Origin of the sequence: Reichenbachiella ulvae (assembly GCF_025833875.1) — a bacterium.
Taxonomy (GTDB): domain Bacteria; phylum Bacteroidota; class Bacteroidia; order Cytophagales; family Cyclobacteriaceae; genus Reichenbachiella; species Reichenbachiella ulvae.
Map to the genome: position 1 here is coordinate 3,452,317 of NZ_JAOYOD010000001.1, position 15,387 is coordinate 3,467,703.

The following is a 15,387-nucleotide window of genomic DNA, read 5'->3' on the forward strand; positions in this document are numbered from 1 at the left end:
GGATCCGTCCTTTAGGCTAACTATTGGGCAAATTATTATAGGGTTTTACTTTGAAGCCAGTCATTAATTTCGTTCAGCAAATCATCCCCTTCTTTACCCAACTTCTTTTCTAGCTTACCAATGATTTGCTCATTCGTACCTTCGAGCATTTTCAGATCGTCGTTTGTCAACTCTCCGAACTTCTCTTTCAACTTACCTTTAATTATATTCTTAGTTGCTTCTAATTGTAATTCCATATTGTTTGTTGTTTTAGGTGATTATCTAATTTCACTTATATAGTAGAAAAGACTGTGCCAGCCCCTTTCTATGCAATCAGACGGGTTGGACCGGGGCAAAAGCGTGTGGTAATGCCACAGGTTGTATAGGTTAATCCACACCTGCCAGGGTAAAAGACCTCTCACTTGGCACTTTCTGCGGGAGTCCTTATTTTCGGGGCATGAAGATCAGAACTCGTCTCATCGATTATCAAAATCAATCTGAAGCCAATTTTCAGCAAGACAAAAGCCTGATCAATGGAATTCATTATTTTCTGGCCTTCGTGCTATTCATGAGTTCGACGATGTATGCTGCATTCACTATGCCACTAAGGGGCATAGCCAGCCTGTTTCGATCTAAGAAAGAAACGGGAGGACTGATCGAACTGAAAAAGGAATCTCTGGACACCCTGCTTCAGAGCCATGACAAAGTGCTGCTGGATTACTGGGCCAGCTGGTGTGGTCCCTGCGTGATGATGGGCTCGATGATCGAAGAGTTTGCCGCCAGCAGCGAGGATATCACCGTCATCAAGATCAACGGAGATCTCCACCCCAAAGTAATGAAAGAATACAAGATCAAAGGCCTCCCCCAATTTGTCCTGATCGAAAAAGGCCAGGAAGTAAAGCGCCATGCCGGACCGCTGACGCTGGATGGATTGGAGAGGTTTTGTGCTTAGATACAACACCAGGCACCTTAATTCTCGATAGTTGTCCACCTTATTCAATCACCAAGACTATTTTTGTCAGCTGATCGTTTCAAGACGCTGAACATAGAAAACTATCATTTGAGACAATTTTGATAAATTGTATTATGAAAAAGGTCATTCTAAATATTCCAGACAATAAATACCAATTCTTCATGGAGCTTGTCCATAATCTGGGGTTCGATCTGGAGCCTGATGCTGAAATGGACATACCTGAAGAACACAAGGCCATCGTCCGAGAGCGAATCGAATTATCAAAATCAAACCCTGACAGACTATTAGACTGGGAAGAGGTTGAGGACAAGTTCAAACTAGACTGATGACGTTTAAAATTCGCCTTGAACCGGAAGCTTATGAAGACATTCAAGAAAGTATCGAATGGTACAATGAGCAAAAATCTGGATTGGGGAGGAAGTTTCATGCACAAGTAAAAAATTCCTTCAACGTATTAAAAACCCAACCATCCTTTCAAATCAGATATGATAACGTGCATTGCCTACCAGTCAAAAAATATCCCTACATGATACACTTCACCGTTGATAAGTCCAACAAAATCGTCACCGTACATGCTGTACTACATACGCGGCGCGATCCTAAAACCTGGAAGGGAAGAAAATCAGACTAACAAAATGAACATATCAACCAAACTAAAAGAATCCATCCTTCAAGAGAGGGCACTCAAGGAAGAGTTAGAAAGAATTGAATCACAAATCCCCAGATTAAACGAGGCAATTGACGAAGGGGAATCAAAGTACAGCTGGAAAGACTCTTTTTTCAGCGGATATCTAGGAGGTAATAGAGCTCTTGTCATATCTGTAAATAAGATGTGCGATGAATTAGATGCCCTCGAAAAGAGAGCCAGAGACCTTAAACCTCAACTGAAAAAGTTGGAGAAGACTGTTGAGAAGGAATTAATAAGCGTAGCATCTCCGCTTAACCCCAACTTAAATTCCCTCCTCACAGAAAAAGAGCGTTGGTTGAAGCTGGAACGCAAGAGTAAATCTTATAAGAACCTGGTTCTTAAAGCCGAGCAAGGAATAAAAGATGCTTTGATGTTTTTGAGTTGGGAAAAGCTAGTGAACCATCCTGACGCTAAATCAAAACTCGACGAGTTCAAAAATGAAACTTTAGGGTTTCAAAAGATCATTTCAGACTTATCCACTGAAATCACTGCTTTAAAAGGAGAGGTCATTGTCTTCGAAGATTTGATTCAGTTTTCAACGCAACAAGTGGCCATGAAAAGTTTTAGGATGTTGGCAACCAAGTCAAATGAATACTATAAAATGGCTTATGACCAAGTAGAAAAATACATAAGCAAGTGTGACGATATATTGGAGAAAGTGAAATCAAAAGTGATCTAAGTCCATTATGAGAAAGATGTCAACTAAGCAGATTCACCTTTCACTTATTATCTTACGAATAAAGTGCATAGTTCAATTTATTATTTTATTACACTCAATTGTATATGGCTGAAGAAAAAGGAAACAACCTTAAACATGTAATACTTGCATTCAACAATGTTTTAGGCAGACTGGTGCGACAATTTCCTTTGCTAGTATTCATAGTAATAGGTCTTTTGTGGACAGTATTCTACTACTTTAGTTCTTCCCCAACAAAAATGACATTTGCATTGTCATTTTTAGTGACCTTCGTTTCGATTATCATATATGCTAACACAAAGAAATATGGAGAAACATTATTAACATTTATGCTCGGCTTACTAACCGTTTTTTCAGCAACATGGGATTCTTACAAATCCATATTGTTCTTTTCTTTTTATCTTGGGTTTCACGCAATTATTTTCATAATCTCTTCAATTTCGTTAGCTGCTAAAGTTGAATCTGAATTAAAAATGGCTGCAAATTTTTTTGATCTCAAAAATCATAATGCGATTTACAAGGCTCTTCAAAAAGTAACAAAGATTAATACTAAGCACAATGTGCTCGGCGGACTCGGAAGAGCTGAGGCTGTCAAATTTCTAGCTTTTATGAAAGTCCCGATTGATAAAATGCCTGAAGCAATCAAGAATATCGAATACATTAAAATTATCTATCAAACTAATTTGAATATGTCACTGGATTTCTTTCGTTCTCTATATTATATCAAAGAAAGAAGCAACTTTGAGGTTAACGTAACTAACTTTCTAGATATAATTGTTAGCAAGGGAATGCCTATAACACCAGATGAATTTTTTCACATTTTCAGTAGAACAAAGGGACTAATAATCCAACAAAAACTGAACCTTCTGGCCTATTTGGAAGAACTGCATAACTTGGTTTATGAAGGCTATGACATTGACCAAATCATTGAGAAACTACATAAAAATTAACAGAGCCTAACATGTGCTTTAAGTCCTTAGCACATAATCACCCCCACTCAGGGAACTGCGTCTTATTAAGATCCAGGCCTTCCATCATTTTCAAATCCTTTTCGCTCAATTCAAAATCAAAGATCTCCAGATTTTCCTTGATGTGTGCCTGATTAGAAGACCGGGGGATGGCCACTATGCCGCGCTGATAATGCCAGCGAAGGCTCACCTGAGCATTGCTTTTGTTGTATTGCTTGCCGATCCTGGCTAGTACCTCGTTGCTGAAAATCTGGTTTCTACCCTCGGCCAATGGCGACCAGGCTTCATGCTGAATACCTAGAGATTTGAGCGCTGGTATCGCCTCATACTGATGATAAAAAGCATGGGTTTCGATCTGGTTGACTGCCGGCTTCACTGTAGCATAGCTCAGGAGTTCTTCGATTTGTTTCGGTTCGAAGTTGCTGATCCCGATGGCTTTGATCTTACCTTCTTTGTAGAGTTTCTCCATGGCCAGCCAGGCCTTCTTCACAGCACCACGGGGTCTGTGCAGCAGATAGAGGTCGACATAGTCGGTCTGTAGTTTTTTCAGGGAAGTCTCGAAAGCCGCCTTGGGGTCTGGGTAGTCGTCCACCCACATTTTGGTAGTGACGAAAAGTTCCTTTCTGTCTATTCCTGACTGTTTGATCCCCTCACCTACGAACTGCTCATTGCCATAGATGGTGGCCGTATCGATCAGTCGGTAGCCAGATCGAATCGCATGAGCGACCGAGTTGATTCCGATTTCTCCTTTCAGAGTGTTCGTCCCAAAACCAAGGATGGGCATCTTCGTGCCATTGTTGAGCGTGACGGATGGTATGGCAGCCGTGGTATCAAATGCTAAGGCTGAGGTAAAACCTGGGATCAAAAAACTAGAGGCAGCCAGAGTAGCCCCATTCTTCAGAAACTGACGTCTGGATCGAGTGGCAGTATATTTAGCGTCTTTCATGTGCTTGATTTTGATTCAAGTTAATCAAGGTCGGGTTAAGTCGCCAATGAATAATCAGGAATACAGCGATTCAACATTCTGAAAAAATCAATTCTACGCAAAATCTCGATTCCCCACCTCAGTCCCGATCAATCCGGCCTCCGAACTCGAAACTCCGAGCTAAATGCTCGGCATGCCGAGCAAAAAGGTCCAAATTTGGAGTAAAAAGATCGGAACTTGAGCCTTTGAAGTGGGGAGGGGTACTTCAGAACTCGGAATTTGGAGTTCTGATCTCCAAATCCCGAGCAAAACACTCGAGCATTGCACCTTCGCAGTGGGGGTGGGTACATCAGGTCACCAAACGTCGAGTAAAAAGGCCGGGCTTCCTTGTTCAGAGGAGCAAACTCCGAGCTATTTGCTCGGAAGGCTCACTTCTGAGGTGGGTAAGTAATGATAATAGGTGACTTAGAATTAATATTTTTACCATCGAGCGGAAGCTCTCATCAATGTAGGTCTTAGCGGGCGCCAAGACCAGGTTGAAACTGATTGCTTCATTTTCCTTGTTATATTGCTTTTATATCTTGAGACATCAAAAAAGCACCATGACTAACCACTTTAAAATCGAGCAAAGAGATAATAAATTAACAGTATCTATTTCAAATATTGGAGCAACTAAGAACCTACTGTTATTACTACTCTCGGTTCTTTTTGTCGTTTTTGTGATTTTCAACTTCACTTATGAAAAAGTCATAGCATTCAATCAATACCTGGTACTGATTTATCTTCTACCTCTACTCATGATTCCCAAATTAATAAAGGAAATGAAGAACCTTCTTATGAGAGAATATTTTCATTTCGACCGATCATTAAACGAATTATGGTTGAATGAAACACGCATGGCACACTTGGATGATATTGAAGCTGTAGAAATCAATTATAAAATCAATACAGACTCGGACGATGGATTTCTTGAACTTAAAACATCAAAAAATGGAAAAATCAGAATTTCTGATTCTGGCTCCAAGAAAAGTCAGATCCAAGCTGGAGTAGCGATTGCTAAATTTCTTAAAATTGAACTATATGACAATTTCCCCTATGGCAAAGAAATACTTTGGGGCAAGTCGAATGTCAGTGCATCAGAGATAGATCAAGTTAATGGGGCATAGCGTATGCTAAGACCAACTTAGAATTTTGGTCTTCAGATAAGACTAAATAAATTTAGAATTCAACTTACCAATCAATGAAACATTATATCCTGCTTTTTGTTCTACTTGCCCCAGCTGTTCTATGGGCTCAATCCACACCTGACCAGCAACTAATACCAGAATTTGTATTAAAGGGAAAAGCTGAGGAAGAACTTAGATTAATGAGAAATGAAATTTTTGCGCGTTATGGTTACATATTCAAATCAGAGAAACTAACAGAATATTTCAGTACTAAACCCTGGTATTCTCCTAAAAATTCAAATGTTGAAAGTAAACTCACTGAAGTAGATAAAATTAATATTCAACGTATACTGAAGTTCGAAAAGCTAGCCCAGCAACAATCCCAACCTGCACTTTATGAGAATAAATCAACGGTTTATCATAGAATTACTAGTGATCCCGAAACAGGAGATCGTTTAGAAAAAATCAAAGAGGTGACCTTTCATTCTCATTGCAAGCTGGGTACAATTAAGAAAACTGTAGAAAGAACTATTGTTGGTGGAGAAAAGGTCCCTACTGTGGTCTATGCTGAAACTTCAGAACTTAACAAGCCATATTGGGAAACTACTAACTACGTCAACAACCTGCAGTTTCAATGCAACTACTACCAGGCCACCACTTTTGGCTGCTGCGGTGCTGAAAACTTCAATCAGCTATACAGCTATGATTCAAAAACACCCTTTTTGACCTACAACGAAAAGTGCTTTCATGTAGAAATTCCCAATAGCAAAATTAAATTATTCATAGGCTATAGTTATGCAGATACCGAAGCTGAAGGACAGGATATTGGAAAGTTGCATCTAGCTACATTAGATGGTAATGTTAATTCCGTCAGTTTTCGAGTTAATAATGAAAAAGATAAGGAAGGTATCATTTGGTATTTTACACCTCAAATTACCATTAGCAGTTCTAATCCTCAAAATAAAATCAACCCATCAAACAACAAAATTGACCTATGGGGCAACAACTTTGCCCAGTCTATTTCTGAGATCAATGACCTTACAATTCATGTAGAATTCATCAATGAATCAACTGGACAAAAAACTCAAGCAGACATCCCAATTATCAAAGGAAGGTTATTAGGAAGTGATAAAAATGATGTCCCATTCCTCATCGAATTCTAAAAGGGATTCCTCCACTGGTCTTAGCGGATGCTAAGACCAGATTGAAATAAAGTAAGCCGAAGATAGATGGAAAACACTCCTCACCTCAAAACCATAACCCACAATCTTAATTCTTTACTTGGTGGGACCTTAAGTAAGTATAAAGAAATGCATTGCCCAGAGTTATGTTTGTTTCAAAGCATTAATATTTACACTCGACCTCCCCGGCTTAAGTTTTATTTTGTCGATGGAAATGATGAAGACTATGACTTGCTTCAGGCAGCAGTGAGAAAATTTAAAGGAAATTTGGAATGGATCTTGAGAAAGAACGGTCAGAATTATTGGGTCATCGAACCTCTAACTGCATTCAACCATCATAGCAATCGCAAAGAAATAAAAGTTTGGGAACTGAGAGATCTGATTCACCTATGTGACTTGGCTGTTGAAGATATTCGTCCCTTAACCGAAAACATAGCACGCAATTTAGGTTTGTTGTAAAAAAGACTAACTAGTGCTAGTATCCGTTAAGATTAAATTGATGGATAAAATTTCCTTGAAGTTTAGCCATGAAAAAACTCATCATCATTTCGCTTGTCATTATTGCAACTGGTATCGCTTCTTTGATTAGTTACTACAGCTACAGGCACTATCAAAGGGAACTAGCCAACCCCAATAGCATCGAGCTAATCAATCATAGCACTTATCCCAAAGATGATTTTAAGATTCTCTGGTCCTCTGGTTATGAAAATCAGCAAATCCCTGTCTACGCTAAAGGCCGTGATCTGAAAGTGTACTTCAAAACCTATGGCAAAAACCGATTTGAGGTTTTTTATCTAGACTCACTCCTGACTACATTCCACCAATTCAAGACCAACGACTGGCATGGTCATCATTATAGCTTTATCATAGAAAAAGACCTGAATGTCGATTGGGAGGTTTTAGGTCCAGATACTACTAAAACATATAAAGCTCAATAAATACCTCACCTACAATTACCTCCACTGGTCTTAGCATCCGCTAAGACCCTACATCATCTAGGGCGTCCGCCCGATTAAACTATATGAAATAAAGATTGTAAATTGATGCATGGCCAGAAAGTATGCAATTAGAGATCAACTAGCAATTCATAGTGTCACCTTCACTGTTGTTAACTGGAAAGATATATTCATAAGAGACATATATAAAGAGGTAATTATTTCAAGTTTGAAATATTGCCAAGCCAATAAGCATTTGCAAGTACATGCCTATTGCATCATGACAAGTCACATACATTTGATGCTTAGTGTATCAGAGGGAGAATTATCAGATGTCATTAGAGATTTTAAAAGTTTCACTTCAAGGCAGATAAAAGAACTATTGCAAAATGCATCAACGATAGAAAGTCGAAAGGAGTGGTTAGTATGGATGTTCGAAAGAGCTGGAAAGCATAATGAAAGAAACAATAATTTTCAATTCTGGCAACAGCACAATCATCCTATCCAATTATCAACCAATCATATGATCGATCAGCGCTTAGACTATTTGCACAACAAACCTGTTGAAGCAGGGTTTGTATTCAAAGCAGAGGATTGGATATGGAGTAGCGCCAGACAGTATGCAGCTGAAGCGGGTGAATTAGAGTTAATCTATCTCTAATCGAGCGGACGCTCTCATTAATGTAGGTCTTAGCGGATGCTAAGACCAGATTGGGCGGATGCTAAGACCTGAATGTCGATTGGGAGGTTTTAGGTCCAGATACTACTAAAACATATAAAGCTCAATAAATACCTCACCTACTATTATTGCATTCACTCCCATTACGGGCTATATTAGAAGAATAGGCTCACCTAAACGTATGAAATACGAAACCTACAAGCCGCACCCAGATTTGGATTCGGTGGTCAAATGCCACTGGATACTGGAGGTGCCCGATGATCTGGAAGCACCTAAGCAGCGAGTAATTCCTGATGGATGCATAGAGATGTGTTTTATCCTCGGCGATGATGTGAGAAGGTACACTTTCGAGACCGAATTCATCATCCAGCCCCGTGCGATGGTTTTTGGGCAGATCACCCAGCCCTATTTTGTGCAACCCACTGGTTATGTCAATACTTTTGCGGTTCGTTTTTATCCCTATGGTTTTGCCAATTTCATCAATCAACCCATCCGGGAATTGGCGGATAAGGAGACCCCGCTGTCTGATCTATTTGGCGACCAGACAGCCGCCCAACTCGAACTGCAGATCGTTGAAGCTTCTACCACCGAGGAAAGGATCGAATTCATTGAAGCTTTCTTACTGAATAGGTTGACCGCCCCGTCTACCATAGACCTCATAGTCAGCTCCACGATAGAGGCGCTTTCCCAAACCAAAGGCAGTGCCTCCATTCATTCTATAATAAAAGACGACCCAGGCAAAAGAAGAAATCTGGAAAGAAAGTTTGCTCAACAAGTCGGAATCAGCCCTAAACAACTGGGTAAAATCATACGCCTACAGGCCGCCCTCAAATCGATACTCAACCAACAGGGTGAAAAGCTAACCCAAATAGCCTATGAAAACGACTACTACGATCAGGCTCATTTCATCAAGGACTTCAAGGAGTTTACCGGAGTGAACCCAAAGCAATATCTCGATGATGATCAAATGATGCTTTCATCCCTCATATACGCTCAGGACTAAGCTGTCGCGTTTTTACAATTTCTGTCGGCTATATAGCCGTAACTATGTATCTAATCAGTCAAAACCATCATGAAGAAAATTATCATCGTCCTGATCCTCATTACCAGCACCACTTCATACAATGCCCAGTCACAAACCACAGATAACATAAAAAGCTTTATCTCCATTGTTGAAATCCCTGCCACGGATATCTCCCGAGCGGTGGGATTTTACCAATCCATTTTATCCACCTCTATCGATGTGATCGATATGCAAGGCATGCAGATGGGGCTTTTCCCCAGCGAAGGGCAAGCAGTCTCAGTTGTCATCACGCAAGGAGAAGGATATGAACCCTCCTCCCAAGGTGTACTGGTCTACCTCAATGGCGGTAACGATCTGCAACTGATCCTGGACAAAATCGAAAAAAGTGGAGGCCAGATTGTAATGCCTAAAACCCTGATTGACGAAGAAAATGGATACTTCGCACTGTTTCTGGATTCGGAAGGAAATCGATTGGGACTGCATTCTCTCAACTAGGACTGAAGACAGTCCTAGGGTTTAATTTTATCTCCCTGCACTGGCGAATAGTCTTTTCGACTTTCGCCATTGACCAGCAGTTGATCGAAGTAGCATTTGACTCCTTGTGAGGCATTCATGTCTAGCCCATCTTGTATATGAAAGTGAATGTGAGCTTCTGAGGAATTTCCCGAATTGCCACAAAGTCCGAGAAGATCTCCAGCCTGTACCTGCTGCCCTTGCTCCACCACGATAGAGTTTTGCTTGAAATGAGCAAAGTACAGGTATTCTTCATTTTCTGTTCGCAGTACCACCGTATTTCCCGTCACAAAAGCGGGATTCATCTTGCCAGGTTCATTGTCATAGATGCCATCGACCACCATGACCACCTCTGCAGCACAGGGCGCATAGAGTTCCTTTCCAAAAGCATAATAGTCTTCATTCTTTCCAGTTCCCTCTTTATACGACTTTCCCATTTCGTCCGTGATTACAATATCAAATGCTCCTTTTTGAGCGAGAGATTGCACATGGTAGTTTTGTTCTTTGGTATCGCCACCCCAAACGACTGTCCATTCTTCCTTGAAGGGCAAAATCATCTTGCTCATATTTCTCTCCATTGTAGCAGCCTCGACAAAAGGCAGTACCCTGAGACCCGTGATCTGACCCGATGGACTCACCACCATATTGATAGCCAGGGTAGCTCTTTCGAAGGTCGTTTTGTAGACAGCTACTACTTGCTCCTCGAATCGACTGAATTCCATAGTTTGGATAGCACCCACCTGTGCATATAGACTACTTAAGAAAGCCTGGCTTTTATCCCTTGACAATTCGCCACGCATTCCATCATCATACAGTTCGAAAATAGAATCATACTCAGTTGCATTATAGAATTGCTGAAATTGTAAGGCAGCCTTAGAATAGTTACTGGATTCATTTTGAGCAATCATAGTATTGCTCATCCCCAAGAGTAGGGACAGGAAAAAGTATTTCATCGTTTAAGTTTATTTGGTTTTCAAGTCCGGTCAATTACCGACCTCCAATAATCCTATAAAAAATGAAAAAATGCAATAGCAGCAAAAAGCAAAAACACTAGTACAGCAGTGTGATCCTCACTTTCTTTGATTTCAGTCGGACATTGTTGAGGCTCTTGACCAAAGGCCTCACCTTCTGGCTGGCTACCGCTACATAGGCACAATCTTGCTTGAGCTCGATGATTCCTAACTCATGTTTCTCCAGAGCTCCTTGCTTAAAGAATAGTCCTGCTATGTCTCCTTTAGAAATTTTATCCTTCCTCCCTCCAGAAATATGCAAGGTCTCCCAGGGGCTTTCTACTGGAATTTGATCCTTGCGAATGTCAATGGCTTCAGCACCCATTGCGAAATCCGGCAGTTTCTCCTTCTTGCCATGGAGAATGTAGGCCGTTCCGTTACTATTCATCCTTGCGGTTCGTCCGTTGCGATGGGTAAACTCCTCCTTTTTGAAAGGCAGTTCGTAGTGGATGATAAAATCCAGCTCGGGTACGTCTATCCCCCGTGCAGCCAGGTCCGTAGCGATCAGAATACGCTGTGTCCCATTGCGAAATTTGATCAGGGATCGCTCTCTATCCATCTGCTCCAGTCCACCATAGAAACAAGCATGCCCTATATGTCTTTCTTCCAGATAATCGGAGACCTCTTGAATGGTGTCTTTTAGGCTACAGAATATGATGCCATTTTGCTCGCCCAGATGTCCTATGAGGTGAACCAACATTTCTAACTTCTCTGCATCAGGAGAAACAACCCTGCGTATTTCGAGTTGGCTTTTGGCCTGATCGAGGTAGTTGAGTTGTTGGGGATTGCGAAGACCTACAAACTCAGGAACCTCTGCCTTTTGAGTAGCAGAGGTGAGTATTTTCTTGTCCAGGTGACTCAGGGAAGCTACGATCTCGGTCATTTCTGATTCGAATCCTACCTCCAACGATTTGTCAAACTCATCGAGCACCAGCGTTTGAATGCTTTCGGTACTGATCGTTTCCCTACGGATGTGATCAGCGATACGACCCGGTGTCCCCACCAAAATAGCTGGAGCATGCTTCAGATCCACTCTGTCCTTGAATCCAGATCGTCCCCCATAGATCGCATTGGCTTTATAGCCACTTCCCATCTCTCTGATGACCTGCTCGATTTGGATGGCAAGTTCACGAGAGGGCACCAGGATCAAAACCTGGATTCCCTCCACTGCAGGATCCAAAGCAGCTATGATTGGAAGCAAAAAAGCCAGGGTTTTGCCAGTGCCTGTGGGCGATAGTAGGATGACTTCTGGATGTTCTGTGATGGCTAGATGGGCAGCCTGTTGCATGGGATTGAGTGTTTCGATTCCCAGCTTATTCAGAATCGCCTTTTGGTCTTTGATAGTTGCGGACATGGCGCAAAGGTATCTTAATAAGTATCAGATCACGCCAATAGTTGAAGGTTACATTTTCATTCGTCCTTTACCTTATGAGAAATTAAAACCCATACCCCAGCTTCACACCTCCAAAGTAGTTGATGGGCAGGCCGGGGTAGTAGTAGCGGCCTGATCCGGCATTGATCTGCAGCATAGAGGCATACTTAGTATCGGTCAGGTTATTCACACCTGCATATAGGTTCAGTTTCAGATTGTTCCACTTTTTCTCATAGCCCAGCTTAGCATGAATCAGCTGGTACGCATCCGTGTATAAACTGCTATCATCAAGAATGGATTGAGACCCCACTGCCTGCAAATTGCCAATCAGGTACAACCCCATCTTCAGTTTGAAATCAATGGAATAATCCAGATTATACTGTGGCACTCCTGTCATGCGGTTGCCAGAGTAATCATCAGCACCATCTACAAACTCATCGAAGTGATAGGACATCCAACTATAAGATAGCCTTTGATTGATCGTCAACAGACTGCTCTCAAGGGTTCGATGATCCAATAGCACTTCGATCCCATCATGAATGGCCGATCCGGCATTGACGCCATAAGTCACCGCATCGATCGTTCGGTCCACGATCAGGTCCTGTGTTTTCATTCGATAGCCCACTAGCTCGAAATATAGTTTCTGCCCTAGTGTTCGGCCCTTGATGCCCAACTCATAATTCCAGCCACTCTCGGGTTTCAAGTCATAATTGATCGCTCCATCTGGATGTAGACTTTGCTCGAAGGACGGAAGGGAAAAACCCTGAGACACCAAAGCGTAAGCGGCTATATCTGATGTCAACTTCCTCGTCAGGCTGAGTTTGGGAGAGAAAACGGGTGTGAAATTGTAGTCTCCACTTTGGTCATCCCCTGTTGCTGGCAATTCATCACTTAACTGATAGGCCGACCCATTCATATTCCCTCCAATAGAGACAATCCAGTCGTCTGTAGGGTAATACTCTGCTGCCAAGAACACATTGCCATAACTTCGGTTTTGATCATAGTCCAGTTCCTTGTCCCCCGTGTCAGTGCTGAACTCCTGATAACGATAGGACTCCAAAAAACCTTCCACTCCCATCACGACTTGTAATTGATTCTGAGACAGAAAACTTCTTTTGATGTGGGCACGGATCCCGCCATTGGCTTGATCACTCTCCAGATCTCCTAAAAAGGAGGGGCGTATTTCGCTGGCCTGGTGGGCATTGAAAAACAAAGTCACCGTCGACTGGGTACGTGGATTGTACTGCGTACGAAGAGAAAGCCCCAGTCGCATTCGCTCACTGTCCTCCTGCCCCTCGACATCTCCCCAGACGAAGGCCGCACCTTCTGGATTATTGTTATAGTCATCCTGATTCAGAGAGCTGGGAATCTGAGCCGTCAGGCTTGTATAATTCGCGTAGAGGCTTAGCTTGGAGTTTGCAAAGACTTCCGCTCTGGCCAATGCCGTGATGGACTGTCGGTCATAGTTGTTGTTGTCACGGTAGCCATCGCTATGCACATCCTGATAGAAGAGTCCCAGGCTTTTCTTTTCGTCTGCCACTTGTGCTCGGACGTTATATTTCCGCAAACCAAAAGAACCGACCATGGCATCTAGCGAAGCAGAAGTTCCCGGCTCTAACTCTCTACTTTGCAGGTGAATCGCTCCTCCCAGACCCGCACCAAATACCGTGGAAACAGGACCACGATAAACTTCCACATTTCGCAGCGTTGCAAAATCAATGTCTTCCAGTGTGGTTTCTCCCTCTCCGGAAGACAGGGGAATATCATCTAGATAGGCCTTGATCTTGTCTGTCCCAAAAGGCGATCGCGAACCAATACCCCGGATAGTAATGCGATTGGTGCTTAGTGTACCAGACTGCATAAACACACCCGGTACCGAATTCAACACCGGTTGAAGATTCAAAGCATCTGCGCGCTCTAGCTGCTGATGACTCAGCGCCGATACCGATCCGCCAAACTCGATCTGCTGATGCTCAAACAAATCGGATGAGATAGTGACTACCTCCAGGATCTGATCGGTGCTGTCGATTGACTGAGCCATCGAGTGACCGGTCCAGTTAATTAATAGAAATAAGAATAAGAGATTTTTCAAGAAATTCATTTCAATGGCCATATTCAGGTAATCCAATCCAGATAATTCGATGGATCAATGACAGAAAACTGAGATTCGGGATAAGCTTTCTCCCAAGCTTTTGGAAGCTTTGCCTTTTTCTTTTGATTCCATTTAAATTCGTAAGCAAACAGCTGCCCCTGCTTTTCCTCCACCCAATCCAACTCTTGCTGGTCATAGGTCCTCCAGAAAAATTTGCTACAGTCAGATTCTGTATATGACAGGTATTTGATCCGTTCGCTTGCCAAATAATTTTCCCACAGCTCTCCTACATCATTCCTAAGTGCGAAGGGATTAAAATTACGAATTAGGGCATTACGAATACCATTATCACTAAAGTACCACCTTTTACTTTTGCTTATCTCTTTCCTCAGATTATTACTATATGCACCAACAGGATAGATAACGAACACTTTGGTCAACAATTCAAGGTACTGCTCTACAGTATTTCTAGAAATACCACTGAGATTGTTTGCCAGCTCATGTGTGCTCACTTCCTTCCCCAATTGAAAAGCCAATAACCTAAGCAAATCATAGATTTTATTTGATTTTCTAATCCCCTCATAGGCCAATATATCTTTTAGCAAATAACTGTCTACCAATTCCTGTAAGTATCTCTCCTTCTCTTTTGCAGAGGACAAATGCCACAGTTCGGGGTAGCTACCAAATATCAATCGCTCTTCTAAATTGGCTTGCGTTTGCAGCAAATCTTCACTGCCTTGCAACTCCATTTGTGCCAAGGGAAATAAGTGCATAGTATATTTGCGCCCTACTAATGGCTCCCCTAACTTATTACTGAGATCAAATACCGAGGAACCAGTAGCAAGAACTCTCAGGTTCGGTATTTCATCTACCATCAGTTTTAGTTTCCTTCCTATTTCAGGGATTTGCTGAGCTTCGTCGATTATCAATAGAGATTTATTGGATACCAACCTCTTATAATTCGCGATTGATTGATTTTCTAAAAGCCTTGCTGCATCACTATCTTCACCATTCAACAACAAGTAATTCTCTTCAGAATATTCCTTGATCAAAGTTTTAACCAATGCCGTTTTCCCCACTCTTCTGGCACCATAGAGAATCAACACCTTTCCTGGCTTAAGGCTCTCATTTAGCCGTTTCAATAAAAATCTCTGGATCAAAACCATATTTACACAAATTCATTAT

The 15,387-nt window shown here is 41.9% G+C and carries 18 protein-coding genes; 12 read left to right on the forward strand and 6 right to left on the reverse strand.

The window, feature by feature from the left end:
* Positions 1 to 35: 35 nt before the first annotated feature.
* The gene (locus N7U62_RS13795) at positions 36 to 236 is read right to left on the reverse strand and encodes a CsbD family protein (protein ID WP_264138570.1); all 201 of its coding nucleotides are present in this window, start codon (positions 234 to 236) and stop codon (positions 36 to 38) included.
* Between the two features lie 200 nt (positions 237 to 436).
* On the opposite strand from N7U62_RS13795, the gene N7U62_RS13800 reads away from it, so the two are divergent.
* The 5 genes from N7U62_RS13800 (at position 437) to N7U62_RS13820 (ending at position 3,287) form a co-directional block, all read left to right on the forward strand.
* Positions 437 to 931 carry a thioredoxin family protein gene (locus N7U62_RS13800; protein ID WP_264138571.1) on the forward strand — a complete coding sequence of 165 codons (495 nt, stop codon included), beginning with the start codon at positions 437 to 439 and terminating at the stop codon, positions 929 to 931.
* A gap of 134 nt (positions 932 to 1,065) precedes the next feature.
* Positions 1,066 to 1,278: an addiction module protein gene (locus N7U62_RS13805; protein WP_264138572.1), complete on the forward strand. Its 213-nt coding sequence runs from the start codon at positions 1,066 to 1,068 to the stop codon at positions 1,276 to 1,278.
* Positions 1,278 to 1,583 (forward strand): type II toxin-antitoxin system RelE/ParE family toxin, encoded by a 306-nt coding sequence (locus tag N7U62_RS13810; protein WP_264138573.1) that lies wholly within the window; start codon positions 1,278 to 1,280, stop codon positions 1,581 to 1,583. The genes N7U62_RS13805 and N7U62_RS13810 overlap by 1 nt, the downstream gene beginning before the upstream one ends.
* A gap of 4 nt (positions 1,584 to 1,587) precedes the next feature.
* Positions 1,588 to 2,319 (forward strand): hypothetical protein, encoded by a 732-nt coding sequence (locus tag N7U62_RS13815; protein WP_264138574.1) that lies wholly within the window; start codon positions 1,588 to 1,590, stop codon positions 2,317 to 2,319.
* A gap of 104 nt (positions 2,320 to 2,423) precedes the next feature.
* Entirely contained in the window at positions 2,424 to 3,287 is an 864-nt protein-coding gene (locus N7U62_RS13820) for a hypothetical protein (RefSeq protein WP_264138575.1), read from the forward strand.
* 37 nt (positions 3,288 to 3,324) lie between these two features.
* Here N7U62_RS13820 and N7U62_RS13825 read toward each other — a convergent pair whose 3' ends face one another.
* Positions 3,325 to 4,251 (reverse strand): aldo/keto reductase, encoded by a 927-nt coding sequence (locus tag N7U62_RS13825; protein ID WP_318840685.1) that lies wholly within the window; start codon positions 4,249 to 4,251, stop codon positions 3,325 to 3,327.
* A 581-nt stretch (positions 4,252 to 4,832) separates the two neighbouring features.
* On the opposite strand from N7U62_RS13825, the gene N7U62_RS13830 reads away from it, so the two are divergent.
* From N7U62_RS13830 to N7U62_RS13860, 7 genes are all read left to right on the forward strand, one after another.
* Entirely contained in the window at positions 4,833 to 5,396 is a 564-nt protein-coding gene (locus N7U62_RS13830) for a hypothetical protein (RefSeq protein WP_264138576.1), read from the forward strand.
* A 74-nt stretch (positions 5,397 to 5,470) separates the two neighbouring features.
* Positions 5,471 to 6,559: a YARHG domain-containing protein gene (locus N7U62_RS13835; RefSeq protein ID WP_264138577.1), complete on the forward strand. Its 1,089-nt coding sequence runs from the start codon at positions 5,471 to 5,473 to the stop codon at positions 6,557 to 6,559.
* A 66-nt stretch (positions 6,560 to 6,625) separates the two neighbouring features.
* On the forward strand, positions 6,626 to 7,036 hold the full coding sequence (locus N7U62_RS13840; protein WP_264138578.1) for a hypothetical protein: 411 nt from the start codon (positions 6,626 to 6,628) through the stop codon (positions 7,034 to 7,036).
* Positions 7,037 to 7,104: 68 nt separating this feature from the next.
* Entirely contained in the window at positions 7,105 to 7,515 is a 411-nt protein-coding gene (locus N7U62_RS13845) for a hypothetical protein (protein WP_264138579.1), read from the forward strand.
* Positions 7,516 to 7,624: 109 nt separating this feature from the next.
* Positions 7,625 to 8,173, forward strand: coding sequence for an REP-associated tyrosine transposase (locus N7U62_RS13850; RefSeq protein WP_264138580.1), 549 nt, complete (start codon positions 7,625 to 7,627; stop codon positions 8,171 to 8,173).
* A 199-nt stretch (positions 8,174 to 8,372) separates the two neighbouring features.
* Complete coding sequence (locus N7U62_RS13855) at positions 8,373 to 9,194, forward strand: AraC family transcriptional regulator (protein ID WP_264138581.1); 822 nt, start codon at positions 8,373 to 8,375, stop codon at positions 9,192 to 9,194.
* 69 nt (positions 9,195 to 9,263) lie between these two features.
* Positions 9,264 to 9,710 carry a VOC family protein gene (locus N7U62_RS13860; protein ID WP_264138582.1) on the forward strand — a complete coding sequence of 149 codons (447 nt, stop codon included), beginning with the start codon at positions 9,264 to 9,266 and terminating at the stop codon, positions 9,708 to 9,710.
* Between the two features lie 14 nt (positions 9,711 to 9,724).
* Here N7U62_RS13860 and N7U62_RS13865 read toward each other — a convergent pair whose 3' ends face one another.
* The 4 genes from N7U62_RS13865 to N7U62_RS13880 form a co-directional block, all read right to left on the reverse strand.
* Positions 9,725 to 10,681, reverse strand: a complete 957-nt coding sequence (locus N7U62_RS13865) for a peptidoglycan DD-metalloendopeptidase family protein (protein ID WP_264138583.1) — start codon at positions 10,679 to 10,681, stop codon at positions 9,725 to 9,727.
* Between the two features lie 97 nt (positions 10,682 to 10,778).
* Positions 10,779 to 12,092, reverse strand: coding sequence for a DEAD/DEAH box helicase (locus tag N7U62_RS13870; RefSeq protein WP_264138584.1), 1,314 nt, complete (start codon positions 12,090 to 12,092; stop codon positions 10,779 to 10,781).
* Positions 12,093 to 12,174: 82 nt separating this feature from the next.
* Positions 12,175 to 14,151, reverse strand: coding sequence for a TonB-dependent receptor (locus N7U62_RS13875; RefSeq protein WP_264138585.1), 1,977 nt, complete (start codon positions 14,149 to 14,151; stop codon positions 12,175 to 12,177).
* A 74-nt stretch (positions 14,152 to 14,225) separates the two neighbouring features.
* A complete protein-coding gene (locus N7U62_RS13880; protein WP_444875406.1) occupies positions 14,226 to 15,344 on the reverse strand; it encodes an ATP-binding protein in 1,119 nt (372 codons plus the stop codon).
* Positions 15,345 to 15,387: the final 43 nt, after the last annotated feature.

Excerpts from the sequence above, each read along its gene's own strand:
- N7U62_RS13795 (WP_264138570.1), bottom strand. The coding sequence starts at position 236 with ATGGAATTACAATTAGAAGCAACTAAGAATATAATTAAAGGTAAGTTG.
- N7U62_RS13800 (WP_264138571.1), top strand. The coding sequence starts at position 437 with ATGAAGATCAGAACTCGTCTCATCGATTATCAAAATCAATCTGAAGCC.
- N7U62_RS13805 (WP_264138572.1), top strand. The coding sequence starts at position 1,066 with ATGAAAAAGGTCATTCTAAATATTCCAGACAATAAATACCAATTCTTC.
- N7U62_RS13810 (WP_264138573.1), top strand. The coding sequence starts at position 1,278 with ATGACGTTTAAAATTCGCCTTGAACCGGAAGCTTATGAAGACATTCAA.
- N7U62_RS13815 (WP_264138574.1), top strand. The coding sequence starts at position 1,588 with ATGAACATATCAACCAAACTAAAAGAATCCATCCTTCAAGAGAGGGCA.
- N7U62_RS13820 (WP_264138575.1), top strand. The coding sequence starts at position 2,424 with ATGGCTGAAGAAAAAGGAAACAACCTTAAACATGTAATACTTGCATTC.
- N7U62_RS13825 (WP_318840685.1), bottom strand. The coding sequence starts at position 4,251 with ATGAAAGACGCTAAATATACTGCCACTCGATCCAGACGTCAGTTTCTG.
- N7U62_RS13830 (WP_264138576.1), top strand. The coding sequence starts at position 4,833 with ATGACTAACCACTTTAAAATCGAGCAAAGAGATAATAAATTAACAGTA.
- N7U62_RS13835 (WP_264138577.1), top strand. The coding sequence starts at position 5,471 with ATGAAACATTATATCCTGCTTTTTGTTCTACTTGCCCCAGCTGTTCTA.
- N7U62_RS13840 (WP_264138578.1), top strand. The coding sequence starts at position 6,626 with ATGGAAAACACTCCTCACCTCAAAACCATAACCCACAATCTTAATTCT.
- N7U62_RS13845 (WP_264138579.1), top strand. The coding sequence starts at position 7,105 with ATGAAAAAACTCATCATCATTTCGCTTGTCATTATTGCAACTGGTATC.
- N7U62_RS13850 (WP_264138580.1), top strand. The coding sequence starts at position 7,625 with ATGGCCAGAAAGTATGCAATTAGAGATCAACTAGCAATTCATAGTGTC.
- N7U62_RS13855 (WP_264138581.1), top strand. The coding sequence starts at position 8,373 with ATGAAATACGAAACCTACAAGCCGCACCCAGATTTGGATTCGGTGGTC.
- N7U62_RS13860 (WP_264138582.1), top strand. The coding sequence starts at position 9,264 with ATGAAGAAAATTATCATCGTCCTGATCCTCATTACCAGCACCACTTCA.
- N7U62_RS13865 (WP_264138583.1), bottom strand. The coding sequence starts at position 10,681 with ATGAAATACTTTTTCCTGTCCCTACTCTTGGGGATGAGCAATACTATG.
- N7U62_RS13870 (WP_264138584.1), bottom strand. The coding sequence starts at position 12,092 with ATGTCCGCAACTATCAAAGACCAAAAGGCGATTCTGAATAAGCTGGGA.
- N7U62_RS13875 (WP_264138585.1), bottom strand. The coding sequence starts at position 14,151 with ATGGCTCAGTCAATCGACAGCACCGATCAGATCCTGGAGGTAGTCACT.